Origin of the sequence: Microbacterium sp. IEGM 1404, from assembly GCF_030056775.1 — a bacterium.
In the GTDB taxonomy this organism is placed as follows: Bacteria; Actinomycetota; Actinomycetes; order Actinomycetales; family Microbacteriaceae; genus Microbacterium.
The window spans coordinates 26,094-47,086 of the sequence record NZ_JASHKP010000006.1 but is presented as its reverse complement, the minus strand read 5'-3'; the positions used below and the strand labels follow the sequence as shown (position 1 = coordinate 47,086).

Genomic DNA, 20,993 nt, shown 5'->3' with positions numbered 1-20,993 from the left:
TGCCGGATCCCGAAACGACGTGTTGGTTGCGCTCTCCGAACGCCTCGTTCATCTATAGCTAAATGAGACATGATGAGCGATGCGTCAAAGGGTGCCGTCGTCGCACAATTTCGGGCGTTGAGAACGTCTCGAAAAGTTGCCTCATCGCGCTCTGCCTCACGGGGTCGCGCGACAGGAGTTTGTGAGGCATGCTGATCGGGTGAGGCTTCTCGGGTACACGCGCGTGAGCACCGTCAGTCAGGACGCGCGCCTGCAACTCGACGCCCTGGGCGCGACGGGTGTTGAGGCGAGGGACGTCTTCTCAGACGTGACCTCGGGCAGCCGTGCCGCGGTGCAGCGGCCAGGGATGAAGAGACTTCTGGAGTACGCTGAGCCCGGCGACACGGTGGTCGTCTGGCGCATCGACCGACTCGGGCGCTCCCTCATCGACGTGCTGAACACGGTGAACCTGCTGCGCGAGAAGGACGTGAAGGTTCGATCGATTTCGGATGGCATCGACCCCGAGACCTCGTCCGGGCGGATGATGCTGGGCATGCTCGCGACGCTGGCGGAGTACGAGCGTGAACTGATCACCGAGCGAGTCAACGCCGGCATCGCCGCGGCGAAGCAGGCTGGCACGCGCTTCGGCCGGCCACCCGTGGATCCGGGCGTCGTGAAGGAGAAGCTTGCGATCGTGCGAGACGCGCGCGCGAAGGGACGCACCGCCGAAGACGCAGCCCGACTGGTCGGATGGTCCAGAGCGACGCTCTACCGTCATCAGCACGCCACCGGCACCCCGGCAGCGGTCGGCGACTAGATGTGCCATGGACGCGCTGGCCCGGTGGCGGATCCTGCGTCTCCATGTCGAGGATGACATTCCCCTGGCCACGCTGGTCAGGGAGACCGGAATCGGTCTGCGCACCCTTCAACGCTGGAACCATGACTACGCGGTGGCGGGGATCGACGGGCTGAAACCGAGCGCGCGAGCGGACGCGGGGACCCGGCGCACCGACCCAGACCTGGTCGCGTTCGTTGAGCAGCTCGGACTCACCAAACCGCGTCCCGGGATGGCGGCCTTGCACCGGCTCGCCATGGCCGAGGCCGACCGCATCGGGTGCGCCCGTCCAAGCTATTCGACGGTCCGGTCGATCCTGCACCGCCTTGACCCGGCACTCGTGACCCTCGCGCTGGACGGCCCAGCCGCGTACCGGGACCGACACGAGCTAGTGTTCCGCCGCCGAGCCGAGCGACCGAATGCGATCTGGCAGGCCGATCACACCGAACTCGACATCCTCATCGTCGGCGCCGATGGGAAGCCGGAACGCCCCTGGCTAACGGTCGTGATCGACGACTACTCGCGCGCGATCTGCGGGTACACCGTGTTCACAGGGGCGCCCTCGGCGATCAACACGGCGCTCGCATTGCGGCAGGCGATCTGGCGCAAGACCAACCCGGCTTGGGCGATGTGCGGTCTCCCCGACGTGCTCCACGTCGACCACGGCAGCGACTTCACCAGCAGGCATCTGGAGTACACGGCGGTGGCGTTGAAGATCCGGCTGATCTACTCGACAGTCGGCCGGCCGCAAGGTCGCGGGAAGATCGAGCGATTCTTCGGCACCGTGAACACCGAACTTCTCACGACCCTCCCCGGCCACCTCACCCCTCGGGCACGAGCCCCGAAGCCGCAGCTCAGCCTCGCGGACCTCGATCAGGCCATCGGCCGGTTCGTCACCGAGTACAACGAGCGCCCCCACAGCGAGATCGGCGCCAGCCCGAAGGAGGCCTGGATCGGTGACGGCTGGTTGCCGCGGATGCCCGACAGCCTCGACCAGCTCGACGGGCTGCTGCTGACCCTGCCGAAGAACCGCGTCGTCCAACGCGATGGCATCCACTTCCAAGGCCAGCGGTACCTCTCACCCACACTCGCGCCGTTCGTCGGACGCAGCGTGACAATCAGGTACGACCCGCGCGACGTGTCCGAGATCCGCGTCTACGACCACGACACGCACATCTGCATCGCGATCGACGAAGCACACCCCAACCAGCGACTCTCCCTGCGCGACATCGAGACCGCCCGACGCGCCCGCCGTCGGCGGCTGCGTCAACAGATCAACGAACGCATCCCCCAGACAGCCGTCCGTGACGAGCCGCGAACCGAGCCGCGGACACCACGCCAGGTGAGACTACGCACCTACGAAGAGGACGAGCCATGAGCCGCGACTTCATCGTCACGAAAGAACACCGCCGCTTCATCGAATTCGCCAACGCCGTCCGCAAGGAACGCACGATCGGCATCTGCCACGGCGATGCCGGCGTCGGCAAGACGCAATCCGGCCGCCGATACGCCCACTGGGACACCCTGGAACCCTTCATCACCGAGTGGGGACCGCGGAGCGAGACCGACACAGAGCATTACGCCACCGCGAACCGATCCCGGACCCTGTTCTACACGCCACCGGTCCTCCCTAAGCCGGCGCAGCTCGTCCATGAGATCGACCACCTGCAGACCAGGCTGGGCATCTGCATCGATGAGCACCTGCGCGCCACCGGCAAAGTTACGGGGACTCACGGCCGCTACAACATGGGCAAGCGGGTCGAGCTGCTCATCATCGACGAGGCCGAACGCCTCACGCCCACGGCCCTGGAAGTCCTCCGAGACCGGCACGACCGTGAGCACACCGCGATCATCCTGATCGGCATGCCCGGCATCGACCAACGATTCCGGCACTACCCCCAGCTCTACAGCCGCCTCGGGTTCTCCCACCGCTACCGCAACCTCGGCCGCGACGAACTCCTCTTCGTCCTCGAACGTCGCTGGAAGCGACTGGGCCGCACCCTCGACCCCGACGACTTCACCGACGCGCAAGCCATCGCCGCGATCGAACGCATCACTCGCGGCAACTTCCGCCTCCTCGAACGCCTCTTCCCCCAAATCGCACGAGTGCTCAAGATCAACGAACTCGAGACCATCACCGACGACGTCGTCGAAGCCGCCGCCAGCGTCCTCGTCATCGGATAGCCACCGCCAAACAACAACGCAAGAACACCGCCAAAGAGCGTCAACATTCACAAGTTCGGGAAGGGCTGCCATATGTGACCGCAAGGGGATCGCTTTGTGGGACGCCATCGAGCGTGCGCGCTTGCTGACGACTCAGGCAGAATCACGTGCCTCACCGACGATGTCGACCGTCCCATATAGCGTGTTCGTAAGAAATCCCGCTGACGGTTCCCTATATGGGACGACGAGGAGGGTCAGATGATCGTTGGCTACGCACGGGTGTCCACTATCGCCCAGGACGTCGAGACGCAGCGCCTCGCCCTGCTCGAGCTGGGTGTCGCCCCCGACCGGATCTACACCGACGAGGGGTTCACGGGTAAGAACCTCGAACGTTCAGGGCTGCGTGAAGCGATGGCCGCGGTGCGGGAGGGGGATACTCTCGTCGTCCCACGGCTGGACCGGTTCGCGCGGAATGCGGAAGAGACGCTCCGGCAGGTTCGTGAGCTCACCGAACGCGGCGTGATCTTTCAGATGGGGCGCACCACGTACGACCCTCGCGACCCGTGGTCGAAGCTGTTTCTCACTTTCCTCGCTGGCATGGCTGAGGCGGAGGGCGGATGGATCAGTCTCCGGACCCAGGAGGCGATGGCGCGCCCCGCGGTCCGGGCGAAGTTGAAAGGCCGGCAGCCGAGCTTGTCGCCCGAGAAGGATGCGGCGATCGCCAGGCACTTCGCGGACAACGAGATGACTCCGGCAGAGATCGCCACGCTATTCAACACGTCGCGCAGCAGCGTCTACCGCGCGGCCGGCAGGCATCAGAAGCGGATGGAGGCGCGTCGTGGCTGAGGGGGGTTCGACTAGTTGCCCTTGACCTCATCACCAACCGGGCCGCGGCGCTGCACGCCACGGACTACGGCACACCCACCGGCATCGCGAGGTACCCGCCGTCGACGGCGAACTGCGAGCCGCTCGTGAAGGCGGCCGCGTCGGAACCGAGCCACGCGACCATCTCGGCGATGTCGTGCGGCGTGCCGAGTCGGCCGATCGGGTGCTTCGTCAGCAGCGCGTCCTTGAAGCCGGGGTAGGTCTCCTCCGACATGCGCACACCCGCCGAGGTCGAACAGGCGTATTACGCTGATCAGGAATCAGCCAATCCGACACCTGTCGGACAAGGCTCCCGATAGGAACGAAAGTCAGGCCGATTCAGACCGCCCGCCCACCGGGCAGGCATCGACCGCGACAGCAACCGCCTCGTCTGGTGGATCGACCTCGACGACGGCACCCGCACCATCCTGCTCAAGGGAGCGAGCCGCTGATCGGCTGACCGGGGGACCCCTTGGGTGCGAGGAGTTCCCCGGTCGCAACCGACCGCTCGCAACCGTTCAGGAGCAGGATGCAACCCTCGACAGTGTTCACCATCGGTCACTCCACACACCCGATCGAGGAGTTCATAGCGCTGCTCGAAAACAACGGCGTGCAACAACTCATCGATGTGCGGACGGTTCCCGGCTCCCGACATAACCCGCAATTCGGCGCGCAGGCGCTTGAGGAAAACCTGACGGACGCAGGCCTGCACTATGCGCGGATGAAAGAACTCGGCGGTCTCCGCCACACCCCAGTGAATGTGGAGAGCATCAACGGTGCCTGGCGCAACAAAAGCTTCCGAAGCTACGCCGACTACATGCAAACCGAGCCCTTCGCGCGTGGAATAGACCGTCTAATCGATCGAGCAAAAGAGAAGACTGTGGCGATCATGTGCGCGGAAGCGGTCCCGTGGCGCTGCCACCGGTCTCTCATCGCGGATGCGCTGCTCGTTCGCCACATTTCTGTGAAGGACATCATGAGCGCCACCTCCACCAAACCCCACACACTCACGTCGTTCGCGTCGGTGGAGGGGCAGCGGGTCTGGTACCCGCCCACTAACCTGGAAGGGCAACCGTAGGCATAGCGAGCCTCTCGCCGATGTGACCGAGTTGTCATTCCGAGAATGGATGTCGTCCACCATGGGCACACTGCACTACGGCGGGTCGGAAGCGCCGATCGTCAGCACCCCGGCGACGGACAAGGCGGTGGACGCGGAGGGCAAGGCCTGGCAGGTCGGCAACGCGCTCATTCAACGCCCCGGCACGGGCGAGGACATCGCGTACACGGCGCTCTACCTGGCCTCCGACGAGTCCTCTTGGGTGACCGGACAGAACTACAGCGTCGACGGCGGCGCGACCGCCGGGTGGCGGAACGACAGCGAGACGGACCGACTGGCCGCGAAGAACGGTTGACACGCGGGTCGCGGCGCGACCGGTGACGGACGGGAGGCACGGTGCCAGCTGACACCGTGCCTCCCGTCCGTCGTGGCCACCTCGTCTAAATCGCGAGGTACCCGCCGTCGACGGCGAACTGCGAGCCGGTCGCGAAGGCGGCCGCGTCCGAACCGAGCCACGCGACCATCTCGGCGATGTCGTGCGGCGTGCCGAGTCGGCCGATCGGGTGCTTCGTCAGCAGCGCGTCCTTGAAGCCGGGGTAGGTCTCCTCCAGCGCGTCTATCATTGGCGTCTGGATCACCCCGGGCAGCACTGCGTTCACGCGGATGCCTTTGTCGGAGTACTCCACCGCGGCGGCTCGGGTGAGGCCGATGACGCCGTGCTTCGACGCGACGTAGGCGGACTGGTGGGCGATGGCGGCCTGCCCGAGGGACGAGGCGGTGTTGATGATGGATCCGCCGCCCTGCGCTAGCATCTGCGGGATCTCGGCCTTCATGCTGATGAACACTCCGGTGAGGTTGACGGCGATCACCTTGTCGAACTGCTCCACCGTAACGTCGGCGAGGTCGGGGCCGGTGACCTCGATGCCGGCGTTGTTGTGCGCGATGTCGAGTCGGCCGTAGCGGTCCACCGTGGCCTGGACCAGGTGCTGCATCGACGCGAGGTCGGTCACGTCCGCCCGGACGAACGTCACGGCGTCTCCGCCGTCGATGTACTCGAGCGTCCCGTTGCCGGCATTCTCGGACAGGTCGGCGACGACGACCCGTGCGCCGTGGTCGACGAGGACCTTCGCGGTCTCGCGCCCGATCCCTCCGCCACCACCGGTGACGAGTGCGACCTTGCCATCGAGCGAGTTTGACATTGTGTGCTTCTTTCTCTCGGGGAGCGGCGTCGGTCGGCGTCGCTCGTTCAGTGCGGGAGCTGCGACGCGGTGTCGGCTGTGAGCCGGCGGACGTCGCTATCCAAGGTGGGGCGGTCGATGCCGAAGAAGGCGAATGAGATCGTTCCCATGAACGCGAGCCTAGTGTCCGGTAGGCGACGAGAGGGCGGTTCACTACGGCCCGTTCCTGCCCCACGTGGGCAGCGCGACGACCTCTTTCATGAACAGGATCGAGCGCGAGCTCGAGGGATCGGGCCGGTACAGGCACTGGGACGTGACGGTTGAAAGTGTGTTCATTGCAGAGGACGAATCGGACTGCGAGGTTCGCGCGACACGATAACTGGCGCGACACTGACGGTGCCCCCGAGCCGACGGGACTGCTGCACGGATAGGTGACACCTGATCTGTGGTGCTGGTTGGTGCCGCTGGGAGGATGTCATCATGCCCAAGCCCTATCCTCGTGAGTTCCGCGACGATGTCGTGCGCGTGGCTCGCGGTCGTGAAGATGGTGTGACGATCAAGCAGATCGCGACCGACTTCGGGGTCAGAAGGGCCTTTCCGAACAGCAACAATAGGAGCGCGCCGACCTGTGAGGACGATCGAGGGCAGTTGGGTCCGCGACCCTGCTTGGTCCATTGCCGCCGTGCGGGACGTGGACGAGCCGACCGAGAAACTGCCCTGCGCGCCGGCGTCCCCGGTACGCCTGTCATAGATGGGGGACGCGAGCGTGTGGTGTGCGTTGTACCCTCCGGGGGTGGGTAGACGCGGCGACCCGAGAACATCTGAAGGAGTGACGGCATATGAGGCATGTGACTTTGCCGGGCGGAGAAGTCGTTCCTTCGATGGGTCAAGGCACCTGGAAGATGGGCGAGCGTGCTGAGCGACGATCCGACGAGATCGCCGCGTTGATCGCCGGTGTCGAGCTGGGCATGACGCTCGTTGATACTGCCGAGATGTACGGCGACGGCGCGGCGGAAACGCTGATCTGCGAAGCGCTAGGCGACCGGCGCGACCAGTTGTTCCTCGTCAGCAAGGCGTATCCGCAGAACGCCTCGCGCGCACGCCTTTCACGCGCATGCGAGGCGAGCTTGGGACGTCTCGGCACCGACCGGCTCGACCTCTACCTGCTCCACTGGCGGGGATCGGTGCCGCTCGCTGAGACGATAGAAGCGATGGAGGCGCTGAAATCGGCCGGGAAGATTCGGTATTGGGGTGTCAGCAACCTCGATACTGACGACATGGACGAGCTTGTTTCTGCCGGCGGGGATGGCTGCGTGACCGATCAGGTTCTCTACAATCTCGTCCGTCGAGGCCCTGAGTTGGAATTGTTGCCGTGGCTCGTCGCTCATGAAATGCCTGTCATGGCGTATAGTCCCGTCGAGCAGGGACGACTCTCAAACCATCCCTCCCTTGTGAAGATCGCAGCCAAGGTCGGTGCTACCCCTGCGCAGGTCGCACTTTCCTGGACGTTGCGGCACGATGGCCTCATCGCCATCCCGAAGGCGAGTTCGATCGCACATGTGCGGGAGAACCGGGCAGCCGCAGATATCGTCCTCTCCGACGCCGACCTTGCGACACTCGACGCGGCATTTCCTCGGCCACGCGACCGTCGCCCGCTCGAGATGCTCTAGCTCAAATGGCGGTTTTCTCTCAAGGGAACCGAACGTGAGACGGATCGGCTCGAGGCGTTCAACGACGCGGTGCTTGCGATCGCGATCACACTTCCTGTGGTGGAACTGCACGCACCGAGGCCTGAGGATGGCGACCTCGCCGCGGCCTACCTGAAGCTGGCACCGGACTACGCCGCCTACGTCCTCAGCGTGATCCTCATCGGCCTCTATTGGGCCCACAGCCATTTCAGCGGCAAGCTGCTAGAGAAGACCGACCACGGCTACAACCTGCTGACCATCGGCTTCTTGGCTGCGGTCAGTATCACTCCATTTCCCGCGCGCCCGTTGGTCGAACATTTCGGTGGAGATGCGGACAGCACAACCGCCGCCCTCTGGTACCTGGGCATAGCAGCGGCACCGGCGACCTGGTGGTTTCTTCGGTGAGTGCACGCCACCGCCAAAGGTCTACCCGATCAAAGGCTGACCGAGGCTTATCCTCGCCGCCTCACCATCAAATATGGTCTTACCGCCGCTGCCTACTGGGCGGCGTCCGGAGTGGCGTTCTGGAATTGGCGTGGCGGATTGATCGCGGCGGGGATTGTAACGTTGGGCTACGTCATTCCCCCCGCAAAGCCCGTGTACAGACCCGGTATGGAACCGGGACACGATCAGATGGCTCGTTGACTGAAGGAGCGGATGGTACCTCGGAGCTGCTCGTTCCTTGCGAGTGAATAGCGACCTACCGTCGTCCGACGTTTTCGGGCTTGCTTTGCTCGCCGATCGCCAGATCGGCTAGAACACGCGCACCAGGCCGCAATTCGGGCACCGCCAGACCGGGGGAGTCGGCGGGTTCCACGACGGTTGCAGCTGCACCAGGCAGCGCTCACAGGTAGGGGAGAAGCCTGGCCATTCGTCGTCATCCATGACGCCAGGCAACCGGGATGCCGGCGGCGCCGCAGAAACCGTCCACAGGGACGTTCAGCGCCTTCCAGGAGAGGCCGGCGTGACCGCCGAGGCCCATACCCATGCCTTCATCTCCGTCTCGCCCACGCGGAACCTGATCGCGCAGGCATCCGCTGTCCACCGGCAGACCTCCGCGTCGACGAGCGCCGGCGTCGCGCCGAAGCGCACCCACGCCTTCGCCGGCTTCGGCCGCGGGTCGATAGTCACCGGTTCTACGTCTAACCGCAGCTCAGCGCTCGAGAGCGACTGCAGGGGGCCGGCCTCCGCAGCGATCCGCTCCAGTATCCGGGTATCCATCCTGCGATCGACCGCCGACGCGTATCGCTTCGATGTACCCACTGCCGATCCTCCTTGCGGACCGCCAGGTTATCGATTTTAGAACAGATGTTCTATTCCGTGTGCTCGTCCGCCAGGTCGTCCGAGGCGTCAGCCTCGGCTTGAATCTGCTCAACCTCGGCCCGCAGCCGGCTCAGCATCTCCTTGCTGTGATCCGCGAGTGCGGCATCCCAGGCATCGACGGCGCTGGTCGGGTGTCGACTGTGGCTCTTTTGATCCGAGAAACCCCATGCCCTGAGACTGGGGGAGAGGGTTCCGCGCAGCGGGACCCGGGCACTATCCCGGCTCGATCGCTACACGTCAACTCAAGGGCGAGCCCCTTGACATGTCGTTCGGCGGGGGCGTTTGCTGTCTCGCGGAGGGCCGGCGTTGTCGAGGCCCCGTCAAAGAAGCATCGAGCAATACATCTGATGGGAGTGGACATGAAGGCAGTGGTGTACGAGGGGCCCCGTCAGGTCAGCACGAAGGACGTCCCGGACGCGAAGATCGAGCGCCCTACCGATGTCCTGGTCAGGGTGACGACGACGAACATCTGCGGCTCGGATCTGCACATGTACGAGGGGCGGACGTCCTTCGAGGTAGGCCGGACGTTCGGTCACGAGAACATGGGGGAGGTCATCGAAGTCGGCAGCGGCGTGGAGAAGGTCAGGGTCGGAGACCGGGTTGTGCTCCCGTTCAACATCTCGTGCGGCTTCTGTAAGAACTGCGAACGCGGCCTGACCAACTACTGTCTCACCACCCAGCCCGAACCATCCTTGGCCGGAGCGGCCTATGGGTTCGCCGACATGGGTCCCTATGGCGGTGGCCAGGCGGAGCTGCTCCGCGTGCCTTTCGGTGACCACAACGCGCTGCGCCTGGGCGAGGATGCGGAGGAGAAGGAGAACGATTACGTCATGCTCTCTGACATCTTCCCCACCGGCTACCACGCCACCGAGATGGCCGGCGTGATACCCGGCGACAGCGTTGTGATCGCCGGGGCGGGCCCGGTCGGGCTGATGGCTGCCCTGTCCGCGATGATCAAGGGTGCCGCGAAGGTGATGGTGGTCGATCGTCACCCTGACCGGCTCGCGTTGGCCGAGCAGATCGGTGCGATTGCCATCGACGACTCCAAGGTCGACCCCGTGCAGGCTGTGCTGGACGAGACGATGGGGCTCGGAGCTGACCGTGGTTGCGAATGCGTGGGCTACCAGGCCCACGATCCCCAGGGCAACGAGGACACCGCCGCCACGCTGAACATGCTCATCAACGCGGTCCGCTTCACCGGAGGAATCGGCACCGTTGGCGTGTTCATCCCCCAGGACCCGGGGGCCAAGGGCGAATTGGCCAAACAGGGCAAGGCAGCCATCGACTACGGCACACATTGGTTCAAGGGTCAGACCATGGGAAGCGGTCAGGCCCCGGTCAAGCGGTACAACCGCCGACTGCGAGACTTGATCGCGGCCGGCAAGGCGACCCCTTCGTGGATCGTCTCCCACGAAATCTCGCTGGACCAAGCCGCCGATGCCTATAAGAACTTCGACGCCCGGTCCAAGGGTTGGACCAAGGTCCTCATCAAGCCCGGCATGTCAAACGGAAAGAAGGAAAACTGAGATGGCAGCAGATCTCCAGGGCAAGAGGGTCGCGATCCTCGCCGCCGACGGAGTCGAACGCGTTGAGCTCGAGCAACCCCGCGAAGCACTGGAACGGGCCGGCGCTCAGACCGAGGTCCTCTCGATCCACGACGGCGAGATCAAGGCCCGTGAGAACGACCTGGATGAAGCGGGCACGTTCACCGTCGACGGGTTGGTCGCCAATGCCTCGGTGGGCGACTACGACGCCCTGCTGCTTCCCGGCGGCACGGTGAACCCCGACCAGCTCCGGGTCGACAAGGACGCCGTCTCCTTCGTCCGCGACTTCGTGGAGAGTGGCAAGCCCGTGGCGGCGATCTGTCACGGGCCGTGGACGATGATCGAGGCTGGCGTGGTCGGAGGTCGCACCTTGACGTCCTTCCCGAGCATCCGCACAGACCTGCGCAACGCCGGTGCTGACGTCGTCGACCAGGACGTCGTGGTCGACGGGAATCTGATCACCAGCCGCTCACCCGAGGACCTGCCTGCGTTCTGCGACACGATCGTGGCGAAATTTGCGAGCAACTCGACCCAGGAGGAGGTGACGTCATGAGCGTGACAAAGGGACTGCTTGTCAGGCTGGAGGCCCTGCCCGGCAAGGAAGACGAGGTCCAAGAATTTCTCGGCATCGGGCGAGGACTCGTCGAGGAGGAACCGGCCACCATAGCGTGGTTCGCGATTCGTCTCGGCCCCTCTTCCTTCGGCATCTTCGACGTGTTCCCCGATGACGCCGGCCGCGACGCGCACCTGTCCGGCGCAGTAGCGACCGCTCTCGGCGAGCAGACCGGCACACTGTTCAGCGAACCGACGATCGAGAAGCTCGACGTCCTGGGCTCCAAACTCCCCGCCTGACACGACAGCCCGGGAGTATTGGCACAGAAAGGAGGGGTCGCTGCGCGCGGTGACTTCGGGCTTACACAGCCCGCTGACGTCGTGGCAGCGGCCCCTTCTTTTGCGGCCTATCGCTAATCAGCAACAGATCGGGGAACCGCGATGACAGGAACTGACGACGGCGTTGCCACGACGCGTGCACCCGAGGTAGCAGTGATCGGGGGCGGGATCGTCGGTCTGTCGACGGCGTACGCGCTGCGGGAGCAGGGCGTGCCGGTGCGCTTGTACGAGGCTGGTCTGCCCGGGACGGGTCAGTCCGCAGGCGAGTCGCGGATCTTCCGGCATGCCCACGACGACCCGCGACTCGTCGCTTTCGCGCGCGAAAGCCGCGGCGTATGGGATGAGTGGGCCGAACACTTCGATGTCGAGCTGGTCTCATCAGACGGTGTCCTGGCGATCGGAGACAGCGCCCTGGCGCGGCTGCGGGTGCTCGACGAGGTCGGCGGCGTGGAAGCTCACGAGATCGACGCGGCCGAGGTCGCCCGGCGGATGCCGCTGCTCGCTGGGTACTCGGGGCCAGCGGTGCTCGACGAGTCAGGCGGCGCGATCCGCACCCGCGCCGCAATCACGGCACTCACGGGTGCCCTTGCAGATGCGGTCACCACCGGTGAGGTCATCTCCATCGATCCCCGCGCCGATGGAACGGTCGAGGTGCGCAGCGTCACCGACCGGTCTATCTACTCCAAGGTGGTCGTGTGCGCCGGCCGCGAAACCGCCCGCCTGGCACGCAGCGTCGGCCTGTCGCTGCCGGTTCGCCTCGCCGCACACGTCAGGCTGACCTTCGACGTGAAAGCCGCCGCCCCGGCACGAGTCGCGTGCCTGCAGGACAGTAGCGGCGTCTTCGGCGAGGTCGGCGTCTACGCGACGCCGCTACCGGGTAATAGCAGCTATTCGGTTGGACTCAGCGACACCGTCGGCGTCCGCGACGACGGAACTTTCATCGACCCGGCGGCGATTCGATCGCTGGACGAACGCGCACGCGAGTACGTGACACGGGCGCTGCCCGGTCTTCACCCTGAGCCGCGCGACTTCCTTCACTGCTGGGTGACCGACCTCCCGTGGAGTGAGGACGGCGTGGCCGTGTGGGAGGCGGGCTCTGTCTTTTTTGTGGCCGGTCACAATTTGTTCAAGCAGGCACCTGCGCTGGGTCGCGCTCTTGCCCGGGCTGCGACCGGCGGCGGTCTCCGCGCCGAGCTCACGCCCGAAGCGCGCCTCGGCGAGGCCCAGAGCTAGGGCGTGTCTCTCTATCGCGGGGGGATCCGCGCTTCTGGCCGGCAAACTGTTTAGCGAACCCACGATCGAGGAGTTGGACGTCCTGGCCTCTAAGCTCCCCGCCCGAGACTACGATCTCGTCACTCGTCAGGATGGGGTTACGTTGATGGCTGCGTGCGGTGCGGCGGTGAGGTAGCCGGCGGAAGCACCGACGCCTTTGTTCGCGACGTGCTCGGGCGTGTTAGCTGCAACCACGGTCCCGCCAGCGTCGCCCGCACCGGGCCCTAGATCGATCACGTGGTCGGCCACTGCGATGACACGCATATCGAGCTCTGCCGCGACGACGCCAGTATTACCCGCCTTGACGAGCGTCTGCAGATGCGCGACCAGACGATCCGTGTCGGCGCAGTGGAGCCCGGAGGTCGGCTCGTCCAAGACGTACAGCGTGTCTCGGCGCTGCGCCCGCTGCAACTCGGTCGCGAGCTTGACACGCTGCGCTTCACCCCCGGAAAGCGGCTCATCCCAATCGGGGGTGTAGGGGTTGGGGTCTGAAGCCGCCGGTCTCGAGCAGGCTTCGGGCGATGTAGTTGGTCAGGTTGCGGAACCCGAGTGCGGAGCCGCGTAGGTGTTCGAGCCGTCCGTTGAGCCCCTCGGTCGGCCCGTTGCTAGTGCCGGGTCGTTCGAAGTAGGCGAGCACGTCAGCGGCTCGCTTCTCCAGGGTCCGGCCCAGGGTGGTGAGCTCGGTGAGCACCTTAGGGACGCCGGCGCTGAGGTCGGTGATCAGCTTCTCCATGAGCTCGCGGCCACGTTGCCGGTCCTCGTGGCGATAGGCGGCGGTCATGCGCTGGTAAACACCCCAGGTCGCCTCGGCCTCGACGTGAGCGTCACCAACGAACAGCGCGCGTAGCCTGTCGCTCTGCTTGTTGGTGAGCAGGTCCGCGCCGGTGTGTAGCGTGCGCCGCGACTTGTAGAGCGGGTCGTCCCTGAACCCACGGTGCCCGTGGAGCGCGAGTTGGACCCGGCGCCGACACCTGTCGAGGGCGTCACCGGCCAGGCGCACGACGTGGAAGGGATCCATCACCGTGACCGCGTCCGGGATCTCCTCTGCAGCGGCGGTCTTGAACCCGATGGAGCCGTCCATCGTGACCACCTCGACCGCTCACGGAAGGCGTCGTCGCGGTCGGCGAGCCAGGTCTTGAACGCCGCCTTCGACCGGCCCTCGACCATGTCGAGCAGCCTTGCTGGGCCGGCGCCATCGCGGACTGGGGTGAGGTCGATGATCACGGTAACGTACTTGTCGCCAAGCCTGGTATGGCGCCAGACGTGCTCATCGACGCCGATGACGTTCACGCCCTCAAACCGCGTGGGTCGTTGATCAGCAGTCGCTTGCCTTCAGCCAAGACCGCGCCGTTGGGGCGGTGTCCCACGCGACCCCGAGTCCCTCGGCGACACGGGCGACGGTGAGGTGTGCGACCACGATCCCCTCCAGCGCACACCGCAGCCCGGTGCGCGAGAGCTTCGCGCGTGGTTCCGCCGCGGCGCTGGTGTCTTGGCGCCACACGTGTCCGCAGTCGGCACAGCGGTAGCGGCGCACTACAACTTCCAGCACGGTCGGTCGCCAGCCCTGCGGCTCGTGGGCCAACCGCCGGATCACGGTGTCACGAGCAGCGCCTTCGCTGCCGCACCGTCGGCACCACTGATCTGGTTCCATCACGCGGCACGCGGACCGCACGATCCGGTTCAAGTCGTTGTCCGGTCACGCTCAGACCGAGGCCGTCGAGTCGAGCGAAGGCGGTCAGGTCAGGTCAGGGCGGCCGAAGCCGGCCGGCGGGGTAGCGTCGGTCACGTCGAGGTCTTTCGGATGGATGGCGTAGGAACCTCCGTCGTCGGGAGACCTCCACGTCTATCTGCGGACCAACGCGTCCCGGCCGACCTACACCGTCGTCTCAGAAGACCCCCGAAACGTCTTCGACGACGACGGGACCGGCGAGGAGGAGGGCGCGGTGAGCTAAAGGAATGGAGCTTGCTCGGCTTCGGCGCCGCCGCAAGCTCCGGTGAAACGGTCGGTACTGGTCGGTCGTCGTCGGTCACCACCGGATGGCGGTGTCCCCCACGCTCGGCGTTTGCGCAGGTCAGCGGCTCGTTTGCCCAGTGGGCGCATCAAGCGATAGACGCAAAGCCGACGTGATGAGGTCGTCGGTTCGATTCCCACGGGGGGCTCCGGCGAACAGCCCCTGACCTGCGGAAACGCAGGTCAGGGGCTGTTCGGTTCTGGTGGTCGCGCGATGCGCTGGACTCACGGCTCTGCCCGACACCGACGTCGCTCTCCTCTGCGACGGACCCCTCGCGGCCGGCATCCTGTCCGTGTGTCGATAGGCCTCGCACCGCTCGGCAACGCAGCGTGGCGTTGCGTCGCGACCTGGCTACGGCTCGGAGGGGCGCGATCGTCTCGTGCGTTGGCGGACTACGGGAGCTTGGACGCGTGGACGTCGGCCGCCATGATCTCGGTGCTGCGCCGAGGAGGTGCTGGTTGGCCGTCAGGTCCGAGCCGTGACCGTCTACGTCGACGACGCACGCATCCAGCCCCGTGCCGGCCGGGGGCCGGGTTCGGTGCGGGTCGGTCTCAGAAGGCGCTGGCGGCGGCTTCGGCGACGGCCTGGTCTTGGACGCCGGTTCCTCCGCTGACGCCGACGGCGCCGACGACCTGGCCGTCGCGCTCGAGCGGGATGCCACCGGCGAAGATCATCACCCGACCGTCGTTGGAGGCGTTGATGCCGTAAAACTGCTCACCGGGTTGGGCGAGGTCGCCGAGGTCTTTGGTGGCTGTGTCGAACGCTCGGGCCGTGAAAGCTTTGTTGATCGAGATGTCGATGCTGCCCAGCCACGCTCCGTCCATCCGTACGTGAGCGACGAGATTGCCGCCGGCATCGACGACGGCGATGTTACTGGGCTGACCCTGCGTGCTGGATTCAGCTTCTGCTGCCGCGATGACACGTTTGGCGTCGTCCAACGACAATGTAGGAATAGATGGCATCAATTGCTCCTTCGAGTGTGGCGTGCGCTTTGTGGCTCGAGCCGCTCCAGAGCCGCCCGTTGGTTTGCCTGTTGAGTTTGTGACCGACAGCGCTCGTGTTGTGTTCGCGTTGCGGACGTGCGTTGGCGGACTACGGGAGCTTGGACGCGAGGACGTCGGCCGCCATGATCTCGGGTGCTGCGCTGAGGAGGTGCTGATTGTCCGTCAGGGCTGCGACGATGGCGCCGTTGGCGTGGGCGTCGCGAGCGGCCTCGTCGGGGAATGCATCGAAGATCCAGAAGGTGTCGGCGTGGGTCCTGACCGCGAACCAGACAATCGTTCCTACTTCTTCGTTGGCGAGTGCGACAGCGCTGGCGAGCAGATCGGCGAGCGCGTCGTGCTGTCCATCGGCCGCGACGATCTTGGCGACGAAGGCATACGGAAGTGATGCGGGTGTGGACATGAGGGACTCTCCTTGAAATCGGGGTTCTTCGTAGGACGAGTTCAGCGTATGACGAGCGAGGGCCGGTAGGGAATGGCGTATACGGCAGTATTGCTATTGTTTACGTCATGCGTATCGGACTGATCGCGATCGACGGCTGCTTCGGTTCGGCTATCGCGTCGATCATCGACATCGTGCGGGTGGCCGACGGAGCTCGCGGCGATGTCGACCCGCGGATCGACCCGATCGAACTCGCCATCCTCGGACCGAAACGGCGAGTGACCACGACGGCATCGATGACCCTGTCGGTGGACCACCCGCTGTCGGAGTCCGGAGAGTTCGACGTGGTCGTCGTCCCTGCGCTTGGAACCCTCACGGCCGCCGCTACCAACGACGCCCTCCAGAGCCGAGATGCTCGTTCGGTCATCGCCTCGCTCGGGCGCCTCGACGAGGCGACCACCCGGATCGCCGCGGCGTGCACCGGCGTGTTCGCTGTCGCCGAGACCGGACGGATGCATCATCGGCGGGCGACGACCAGCTGGTTCCTGGGGCCGGAGTTCCTGAAGCGCTATCCGACCGTCGCCCTCGATCTCGACACCATGGTCGTGGCCGACGGGAACCTCGTCACCGCCGGCGCCGCCTTCGCCCACATCGACCTCGCGCTCTCACTCGTGCGATCGATCAGCCCCGACCTGGCCCAACATGTCGCCAAGCTTCTCCTCATCGACGAGCGCCCGTCGCAGGCGGCCTTCGTCGCCTACGAACATCTCCGGCACGAGGACCCGATCGTCGTCGAGTTCGAACGCTTCGTGCGCGCCCGCCTGGACGAACCGTTCAACGTCGCCGTCGTCGCGCAGTCGCTCGGCACCAGCCGGCGCACCCTCGAACGACGAGTCCGTGCGGCGCTCAACCTCACTCCGCTCGGCTTCGTCCAACGGCTTCGCATCGAACGAGCTCGGCACCTTTCAGCAACCACGGACCTCACCTCCGCCGAGATCGCGCTACGGGTCGGCTACGCGAACGTCGAGACTCTGCGCTCCCTCCTGCGTAGGGAGCGACGCCGTTCCTGACCTATCGCAATGCCTGTAGCCGGTGTGCTAGTGCTCGACTGGAACCACCTCTCAGCACGTCGCGTCGACGCTCCCGCGTCGCCCGTGGACGACCCACCTCGACACGCCCGCAGCACAGGCCATGTGACGTGTCCCGGCTTCGCGGACGGTCGGGGTTGGGTGGCTGTGATGTCGCTGCGTTCTCGTCGAAAGGATCGGCAGACCCGATCAGAGCCGATTGGGATAAGACGCGAAGGCGGTCAGGTCAGGGCGGCCGAAGCCGATCCTCGGGAAACCTCTGCTTGACCACACTACGAATTTCGGTCCCGCGTCTCAGGACAGCGTGTCGACGGATTCACAGGTACCCGGAGTGAACGCCCGTCACGAGACCAGAGGAGTCCGCTTGGGCCCTTCGCGCGGTGGAGCGAAGCGAACGACGACGCGCCCACAAGCCGGTCCCTCGCCGTGTACGCCTACCGCGATTGACCGCGAGCGATCCGGCTGGCTTCGGGATGCACGTATACCTCGCACGATGAAGATGTACGCATAGGTGCGCTATCTTCAACATCCTCGGACAGCTCGGAACAGAACTGTTGGAATCCTCTAATCCACGACGAGGCACCGGAAACGAACGATTCCGCTACAACTGTCCGAACCGGCGCTCCGCCAGAGCGCGAAGCGGCGTGTCTTGTGCCGGAACCCAGTCCCGGATTCTACGTGCCGCCACTACTCCAGCTGGTCGAGTTTCGCCACGTTCTCCTCATGGGTCACCTCCCGGCGGGACTGTTCGGGCCGTGGCAGACCGTGTGGAACTGGCATCACCGCATGGCCACGGAAGGCACGTGGGTCGCGGTGCTCGCGGCGCTGACCGCCGTCGCGGACGAGGCGGGGCTGGTGGATTGGTCGCTGTCGGTGGATTCCACCGATCGCTCTTGCGCATCAGCACGCGACGAACACGAAGCGCCTGACAGGGGGCCGGATCGAATCACACGAATCGGGACGTCGAGCCGCCTGGCCAGGCGGTCGGCCGCTCCCGCGGCGGCCTGTCGACGACGATCCACTAGCTCGTCGATGGCAACGGCCTCCCGCTGGTCGCGTTGCTGACAGCGGGGCAGGCCGGCGACTCGCCGATGTTCCTGCCGCTGATGGGGCACCGACCTGTCGCTCGTCTCGTCGGCCACCCCCGCACCCGACCCGACGCGGTCCGGGGCGATAAGGCGTACGTATCCCGCGCGATGCCGCGGGCACCTGCGCGCCCGCGGCATCAAGGCCGCGATCCCCGAACCGTCCGACCAGCAAGGCCACCGCAAGCGCTGCCGGTCGCGCGGCGGACGATCCGTCAGGTTCGATGTCGCCGACTACAAGGGCCGTAACGTCATCGAACGCTGCTACCGCCACCTCAAGTAATGGCGTGGACTCGCCACCCGCTACGACAAGCATGCGATCGTCTATCGCGCTGCAGTGATCTCAACGCCGTCATCGCCTGGACCCGGCGTCTGTCAGACACGCCCTAGGTCGTCAGACGATGGCTGCGCGGAGTTCCGCGGCGGCAGCACCGACATCGGGAGCGCCGTAGATCGCGCCTCCCGCCACAGCCACCTGCGCACCAGATTCCTGCACCGAAGCGATCGTCGAGCTATTGATGCCGCCTGCGACTGAGAACGGCACGCCCGAAGCTTTGCCGTCCTCGAGCAGGGTGGCAAAGGTGAAGCCCTCTTCGGCCTGCTCGTCGAGGCCTGCGTGCATTTCGACGAACTCTGCTCCAAGTGCAACGACCTCTTTCGCACGCTGCGCCTTGTCGCTGACGCCGATGAGATCGACGACAACGCCCTTACCGTGCTTCTTCGCCGCCTTCACGGCACCGGCGATCGTGCTGTCACCGGCACTACCGAGGACCGTCACGAGATCGGCACCCGCAGTGAAGGCAATGTCAGCCTCGAGCTCGCCGGCATCCATCGTCTTGAGGTCGGCGAAGACGACCTTGTCGGGGTGGGCCTTCTTGATCGCGGTGATCGCCGAAAGGCCAGCACTCTTGATAAGCGGGGTACCGAGCTCGAGGATGTCGACGTGCGGCGCGGCGGCAGCAGCGAGTTCGAGGGCGGCCTCGGTGGAGAGGGTGTCCATGGCAAACTGCAGTTTCATTTGGATTCCTTTCGTGCAGTGGTTTGAGTCATTCGAGATTTGCGTGGCGAGGCCAGAGCTCATCAGCGGTCAAGCCGGAGCGGCGCCAGAGTGTGTGGAAAAGCGCGTCGCCGAGGACAACGACCAATTGCTCGAAGAGACTGCCCGCATACTGCTCAGATGCCGCTCCAGAGCGATCAAGCTTGTCTGCTGCCGGCACGACTACCGTGACGGCTGCCAGCGTTGCGAGCGGAGAGTCGGGGACTGTTGTAATAGCCGCCACCCGGGCGCCAGCATCGACGGCAGTCTGTGCCGCGCGCACGATGCCGCCCGTCGTTCCGGAACCGCTGGCAGCGAGGAGCAAGTCACCTGGTTCGATCGCAGGAGCGGTGACCTCCCCGACGACGTGGACGGCTAGACCAAGATGCATGAGTCGCATCGCGGTCATTCGCAGCGCGAGCCCCGATCGGCCTGCACCCAGCACGAAGACTCGCGGAGCAGCGCCGACGATATCCGCGAGCTCCGCCAATCCCGCCCGGTCGCGAGCGATCAGTCTGTCTGTGGCGAGTTCGAGTTCGCGGGCGATGCGGCTGAGCGAGTTACCCACACCGGTTTCGAGGACATCCATCGCCCTATCATCACGGCCGTCAGCCACGTTGGCTCCCCCGCAAAGGAGCAGGTCCACCTACCCGTAGGCATGGGCCTACCTGAGTGGATAGGTTGTCACCGTGGACTTTACCGAACTGTCGTCGCCCGCGTCACGTCAGCATGTCGCCGACCACGCCCGAATCGTCGCCGAGCATGCTGACCGGCAGGCGATCACGCTTGAATCTATGCTCGCGCTTCTGCGATCGCCCCGCCTCGATGACCGCGCAGCACGCAACATGGCGATCGAGGCGGCAACGAGCGCCTTAATCGGGCTGCGCGCTGTTACCGATCAGGAACGCAGCAGCATCCTCGAACCCGTCGTCGGTGCGTTCGCCCGACTGCAGAGCGACCTCCTCCCACTCGTCCGGTTCGGCGATCTCGACGTGCAGTTCGTTGAGCCGCCCGCGACCGGTCGGGCACTCCCAGGAGAGGTCGCGCACGCGGCGCGCGCCATCGTCCGCAGCTCGGTGCTCGCACTCGCGGATCGCAGCCAGGCTCGGCGGGTGCGCATCCAGTGGGACTGCGACGGCCTAAATCTCCTGATCAGCATCCGAGATGACGGGGCCGGCGAACTTTCCGCACACGACGACTCGATCCGCCCAATCGTCGAACGCGTCACAGCCCTCGACGGCGCGATTGCGGTCTCCTCAACACCCGGCTGGGGGTCCTCAGTCGACATCCGGCTTCCCCTCGATCCGCCGGCGGAACCCGGGCCACTTCCGGAATTCTCACAACTCTCCATACGCGAACGAGATGTGTTACGGCTTCTCGTATCGGGAGCGCGCAATGCCGAAATCGCGGAAGAGCTCCTCATCTCCGTCAACACGGTGAAGTTCCATGTGTCGAACCTTCTCCGGAAGATCGGCGCGCGCAATCGGGCGCAGCTTATTGCAACGTCGAGATGATTCCCACCAGCGGTCACCCGTGGTCTAACCCGACACCGATCGGAGCGAAAACGACGACACACAGCAAAGCTGCTCACAGGT

20 protein-coding genes and 4 pseudogenes are annotated in these 20,993 nt (G+C 65.5%); 15 read left to right on the top strand and 9 right to left on the bottom strand.

Annotated features, from left to right (window positions below; all coding sequences use genetic code 11):
• Nucleotides 1–199: 199 nt before the first annotated feature.
• From QM517_RS18050 to QM517_RS18035, 4 genes are all read left to right on the top strand, one after another.
• Complete coding sequence (locus QM517_RS18050; protein WP_070434801.1) at nucleotides 200–796, top strand: recombinase family protein; 597 nt, start codon at nucleotides 200–202, stop codon at nucleotides 794–796.
• Nucleotides 797–803: 7 nt separating this feature from the next.
• The gene (locus QM517_RS18045; protein ID WP_070434715.1) at nucleotides 804–2,192 is read left to right on the top strand and encodes a Mu transposase C-terminal domain-containing protein; all 1,389 of its coding nucleotides are present in this window, start codon (nucleotides 804–806) and stop codon (nucleotides 2,190–2,192) included.
• Nucleotides 2,189–2,998 carry an AAA family ATPase gene (locus QM517_RS18040; RefSeq protein WP_070434716.1) on the top strand — a complete coding sequence of 270 codons (810 nt, stop codon included), beginning with the start codon at nucleotides 2,189–2,191 and terminating at the stop codon, nucleotides 2,996–2,998. The genes QM517_RS18045 and QM517_RS18040 overlap by 4 nt, the downstream gene beginning before the upstream one ends.
• Nucleotides 2,999–3,235: 237 nt before the next feature.
• Nucleotides 3,236–3,823, top strand: a complete 588-nt coding sequence (locus tag QM517_RS18035) for a recombinase family protein (RefSeq protein ID WP_128219093.1) — start codon at nucleotides 3,236–3,238, stop codon at nucleotides 3,821–3,823.
• Between the two features lie 64 nt (nucleotides 3,824–3,887).
• On the opposite strand, the gene QM517_RS18030 is transcribed toward QM517_RS18035, so the two are convergent.
• The gene (locus QM517_RS18030) at nucleotides 3,888–4,076 is read right to left on the bottom strand and encodes an SDR family oxidoreductase (protein ID WP_258222898.1); all 189 of its coding nucleotides are present in this window, start codon (nucleotides 4,074–4,076) and stop codon (nucleotides 3,888–3,890) included.
• Between the two features lie 309 nt (nucleotides 4,077–4,385).
• Here QM517_RS18030 and QM517_RS18025 point away from each other — a divergent pair, with 309 nt between their 5' ends.
• Both QM517_RS18025 and QM517_RS18020 read left to right on the top strand, forming a co-directional pair.
• Nucleotides 4,386–4,919: a DUF488 domain-containing protein gene (locus QM517_RS18025; protein WP_308208924.1), complete on the top strand. Its 534-nt coding sequence runs from the start codon at nucleotides 4,386–4,388 to the stop codon at nucleotides 4,917–4,919.
• 61 nt (nucleotides 4,920–4,980) lie between these two features.
• Nucleotides 4,981–5,253 (top strand): SDR family oxidoreductase, encoded by a 273-nt coding sequence (locus tag QM517_RS18020; RefSeq protein ID WP_264632333.1) that lies wholly within the window; start codon nucleotides 4,981–4,983, stop codon nucleotides 5,251–5,253.
• Between the two features lie 85 nt (nucleotides 5,254–5,338).
• Here QM517_RS18020 and QM517_RS18015 read toward each other — a convergent pair whose 3' ends face one another.
• Entirely contained in the window at nucleotides 5,339–6,097 is a 759-nt protein-coding gene (locus QM517_RS18015; RefSeq protein WP_108320583.1) for a glucose 1-dehydrogenase, read from the bottom strand.
• A gap of 860 nt (nucleotides 6,098–6,957) precedes the next feature.
• Here QM517_RS18015 and QM517_RS18010 point away from each other — a divergent pair.
• Complete coding sequence (locus QM517_RS18010) at nucleotides 6,958–7,746, top strand: aldo/keto reductase (protein WP_240663921.1); 789 nt, start codon at nucleotides 6,958–6,960, stop codon at nucleotides 7,744–7,746.
• A gap of 57 nt (nucleotides 7,747–7,803) precedes the next feature.
• Nucleotides 7,804–8,169: pseudogene (locus QM517_RS18005) on the top strand (TMEM175 family protein); the annotation flags it as partial.
• A gap of 534 nt (nucleotides 8,170–8,703) precedes the next feature.
• Here QM517_RS18005 and QM517_RS18000 read toward each other — a convergent pair.
• A complete protein-coding gene (locus QM517_RS18000) occupies nucleotides 8,704–9,027 on the bottom strand; it encodes a hypothetical protein (RefSeq protein ID WP_108320579.1) in 324 nt (107 codons plus the stop codon).
• A gap of 419 nt (nucleotides 9,028–9,446) precedes the next feature.
• Here QM517_RS18000 and QM517_RS17995 point away from each other — a divergent pair, with 419 nt between their 5' ends.
• From QM517_RS17995 to QM517_RS17980, 4 genes are all read left to right on the top strand, one after another.
• A complete protein-coding gene (locus tag QM517_RS17995) occupies nucleotides 9,447–10,613 on the top strand; it encodes a glutathione-independent formaldehyde dehydrogenase (RefSeq protein ID WP_108320588.1) in 1,167 nt (388 codons plus the stop codon).
• Nucleotide 10,614: 1 nt separating this feature from the next.
• A complete protein-coding gene (locus QM517_RS17990) occupies nucleotides 10,615–11,184 on the top strand; it encodes a type 1 glutamine amidotransferase domain-containing protein (RefSeq protein ID WP_108320578.1) in 570 nt (189 codons plus the stop codon).
• Nucleotides 11,181–11,483 carry a putative quinol monooxygenase gene (locus QM517_RS17985; protein ID WP_108320577.1) on the top strand — a complete coding sequence of 101 codons (303 nt, stop codon included), beginning with the start codon at nucleotides 11,181–11,183 and terminating at the stop codon, nucleotides 11,481–11,483. Before QM517_RS17990 ends, QM517_RS17985 begins: the two co-directional genes overlap by 4 nt.
• Before the next feature lie 141 nt (nucleotides 11,484–11,624).
• Nucleotides 11,625–12,755: an NAD(P)/FAD-dependent oxidoreductase gene (locus tag QM517_RS17980; RefSeq protein WP_205797265.1), complete on the top strand. Its 1,131-nt coding sequence runs from the start codon at nucleotides 11,625–11,627 to the stop codon at nucleotides 12,753–12,755.
• A gap of 126 nt (nucleotides 12,756–12,881) precedes the next feature.
• On the opposite strand, the pseudogene QM517_RS17975 reads toward QM517_RS17980, so the two are convergent.
• The 4 genes and pseudogenes from QM517_RS17975 to QM517_RS17960 all read right to left on the bottom strand — a co-directional run.
• A pseudogene (locus QM517_RS17975) lies at nucleotides 12,882–13,247 on the bottom strand (excinuclease ABC subunit A); the annotation flags it as partial.
• 4 nt (nucleotides 13,248–13,251) lie between these two features.
• Nucleotides 13,252–14,580 (bottom strand): annotated as a pseudogene (locus QM517_RS17970) (ISL3 family transposase).
• Between the two features lie 777 nt (nucleotides 14,581–15,357).
• On the bottom strand, nucleotides 15,358–15,768 hold the full coding sequence (locus tag QM517_RS17965; protein ID WP_063250650.1) for a GlcG/HbpS family heme-binding protein: 411 nt from the start codon (nucleotides 15,766–15,768) through the stop codon (nucleotides 15,358–15,360).
• A gap of 130 nt (nucleotides 15,769–15,898) precedes the next feature.
• On the bottom strand, nucleotides 15,899–16,210 hold the full coding sequence (locus QM517_RS17960; RefSeq protein WP_108320575.1) for a putative quinol monooxygenase: 312 nt from the start codon (nucleotides 16,208–16,210) through the stop codon (nucleotides 15,899–15,901).
• Between the two features lie 107 nt (nucleotides 16,211–16,317).
• On the opposite strand from QM517_RS17960, the gene QM517_RS17955 reads away from it, so the two are divergent.
• Both QM517_RS17955 and QM517_RS18520 read left to right on the top strand, forming a co-directional pair.
• Nucleotides 16,318–17,259, top strand: coding sequence for a GlxA family transcriptional regulator (locus QM517_RS17955; protein ID WP_108320574.1), 942 nt, complete (start codon nucleotides 16,318–16,320; stop codon nucleotides 17,257–17,259).
• A 762-nt stretch (nucleotides 17,260–18,021) separates the two neighbouring features.
• Nucleotides 18,022–18,752 (top strand): annotated as a pseudogene (locus QM517_RS18520) (IS5 family transposase); the annotation flags it as partial.
• A 4-nt stretch (nucleotides 18,753–18,756) separates the two neighbouring features.
• On the opposite strand, the gene hxlA reads toward QM517_RS18520, so the two are convergent.
• On the bottom strand, nucleotides 18,757–19,380 hold the full coding sequence (gene hxlA / locus QM517_RS17950) for a 3-hexulose-6-phosphate synthase (protein ID WP_108320573.1): 624 nt from the start codon (nucleotides 19,378–19,380) through the stop codon (nucleotides 18,757–18,759).
• Between the two features lie 28 nt (nucleotides 19,381–19,408).
• Complete coding sequence (gene hxlB, locus QM517_RS17945) at nucleotides 19,409–19,987, bottom strand: 6-phospho-3-hexuloisomerase (RefSeq protein WP_108320572.1); 579 nt, start codon at nucleotides 19,985–19,987, stop codon at nucleotides 19,409–19,411.
• 100 nt (nucleotides 19,988–20,087) lie between these two features.
• Between hxlB and QM517_RS17940 the strand changes: the two genes are divergently transcribed.
• The gene (locus QM517_RS17940) at nucleotides 20,088–20,912 is read left to right on the top strand and encodes a helix-turn-helix transcriptional regulator (RefSeq protein ID WP_270354012.1); all 825 of its coding nucleotides are present in this window, start codon (nucleotides 20,088–20,090) and stop codon (nucleotides 20,910–20,912) included.
• The last annotated feature ends 81 nt before the right edge of the window (nucleotides 20,913–20,993 follow it).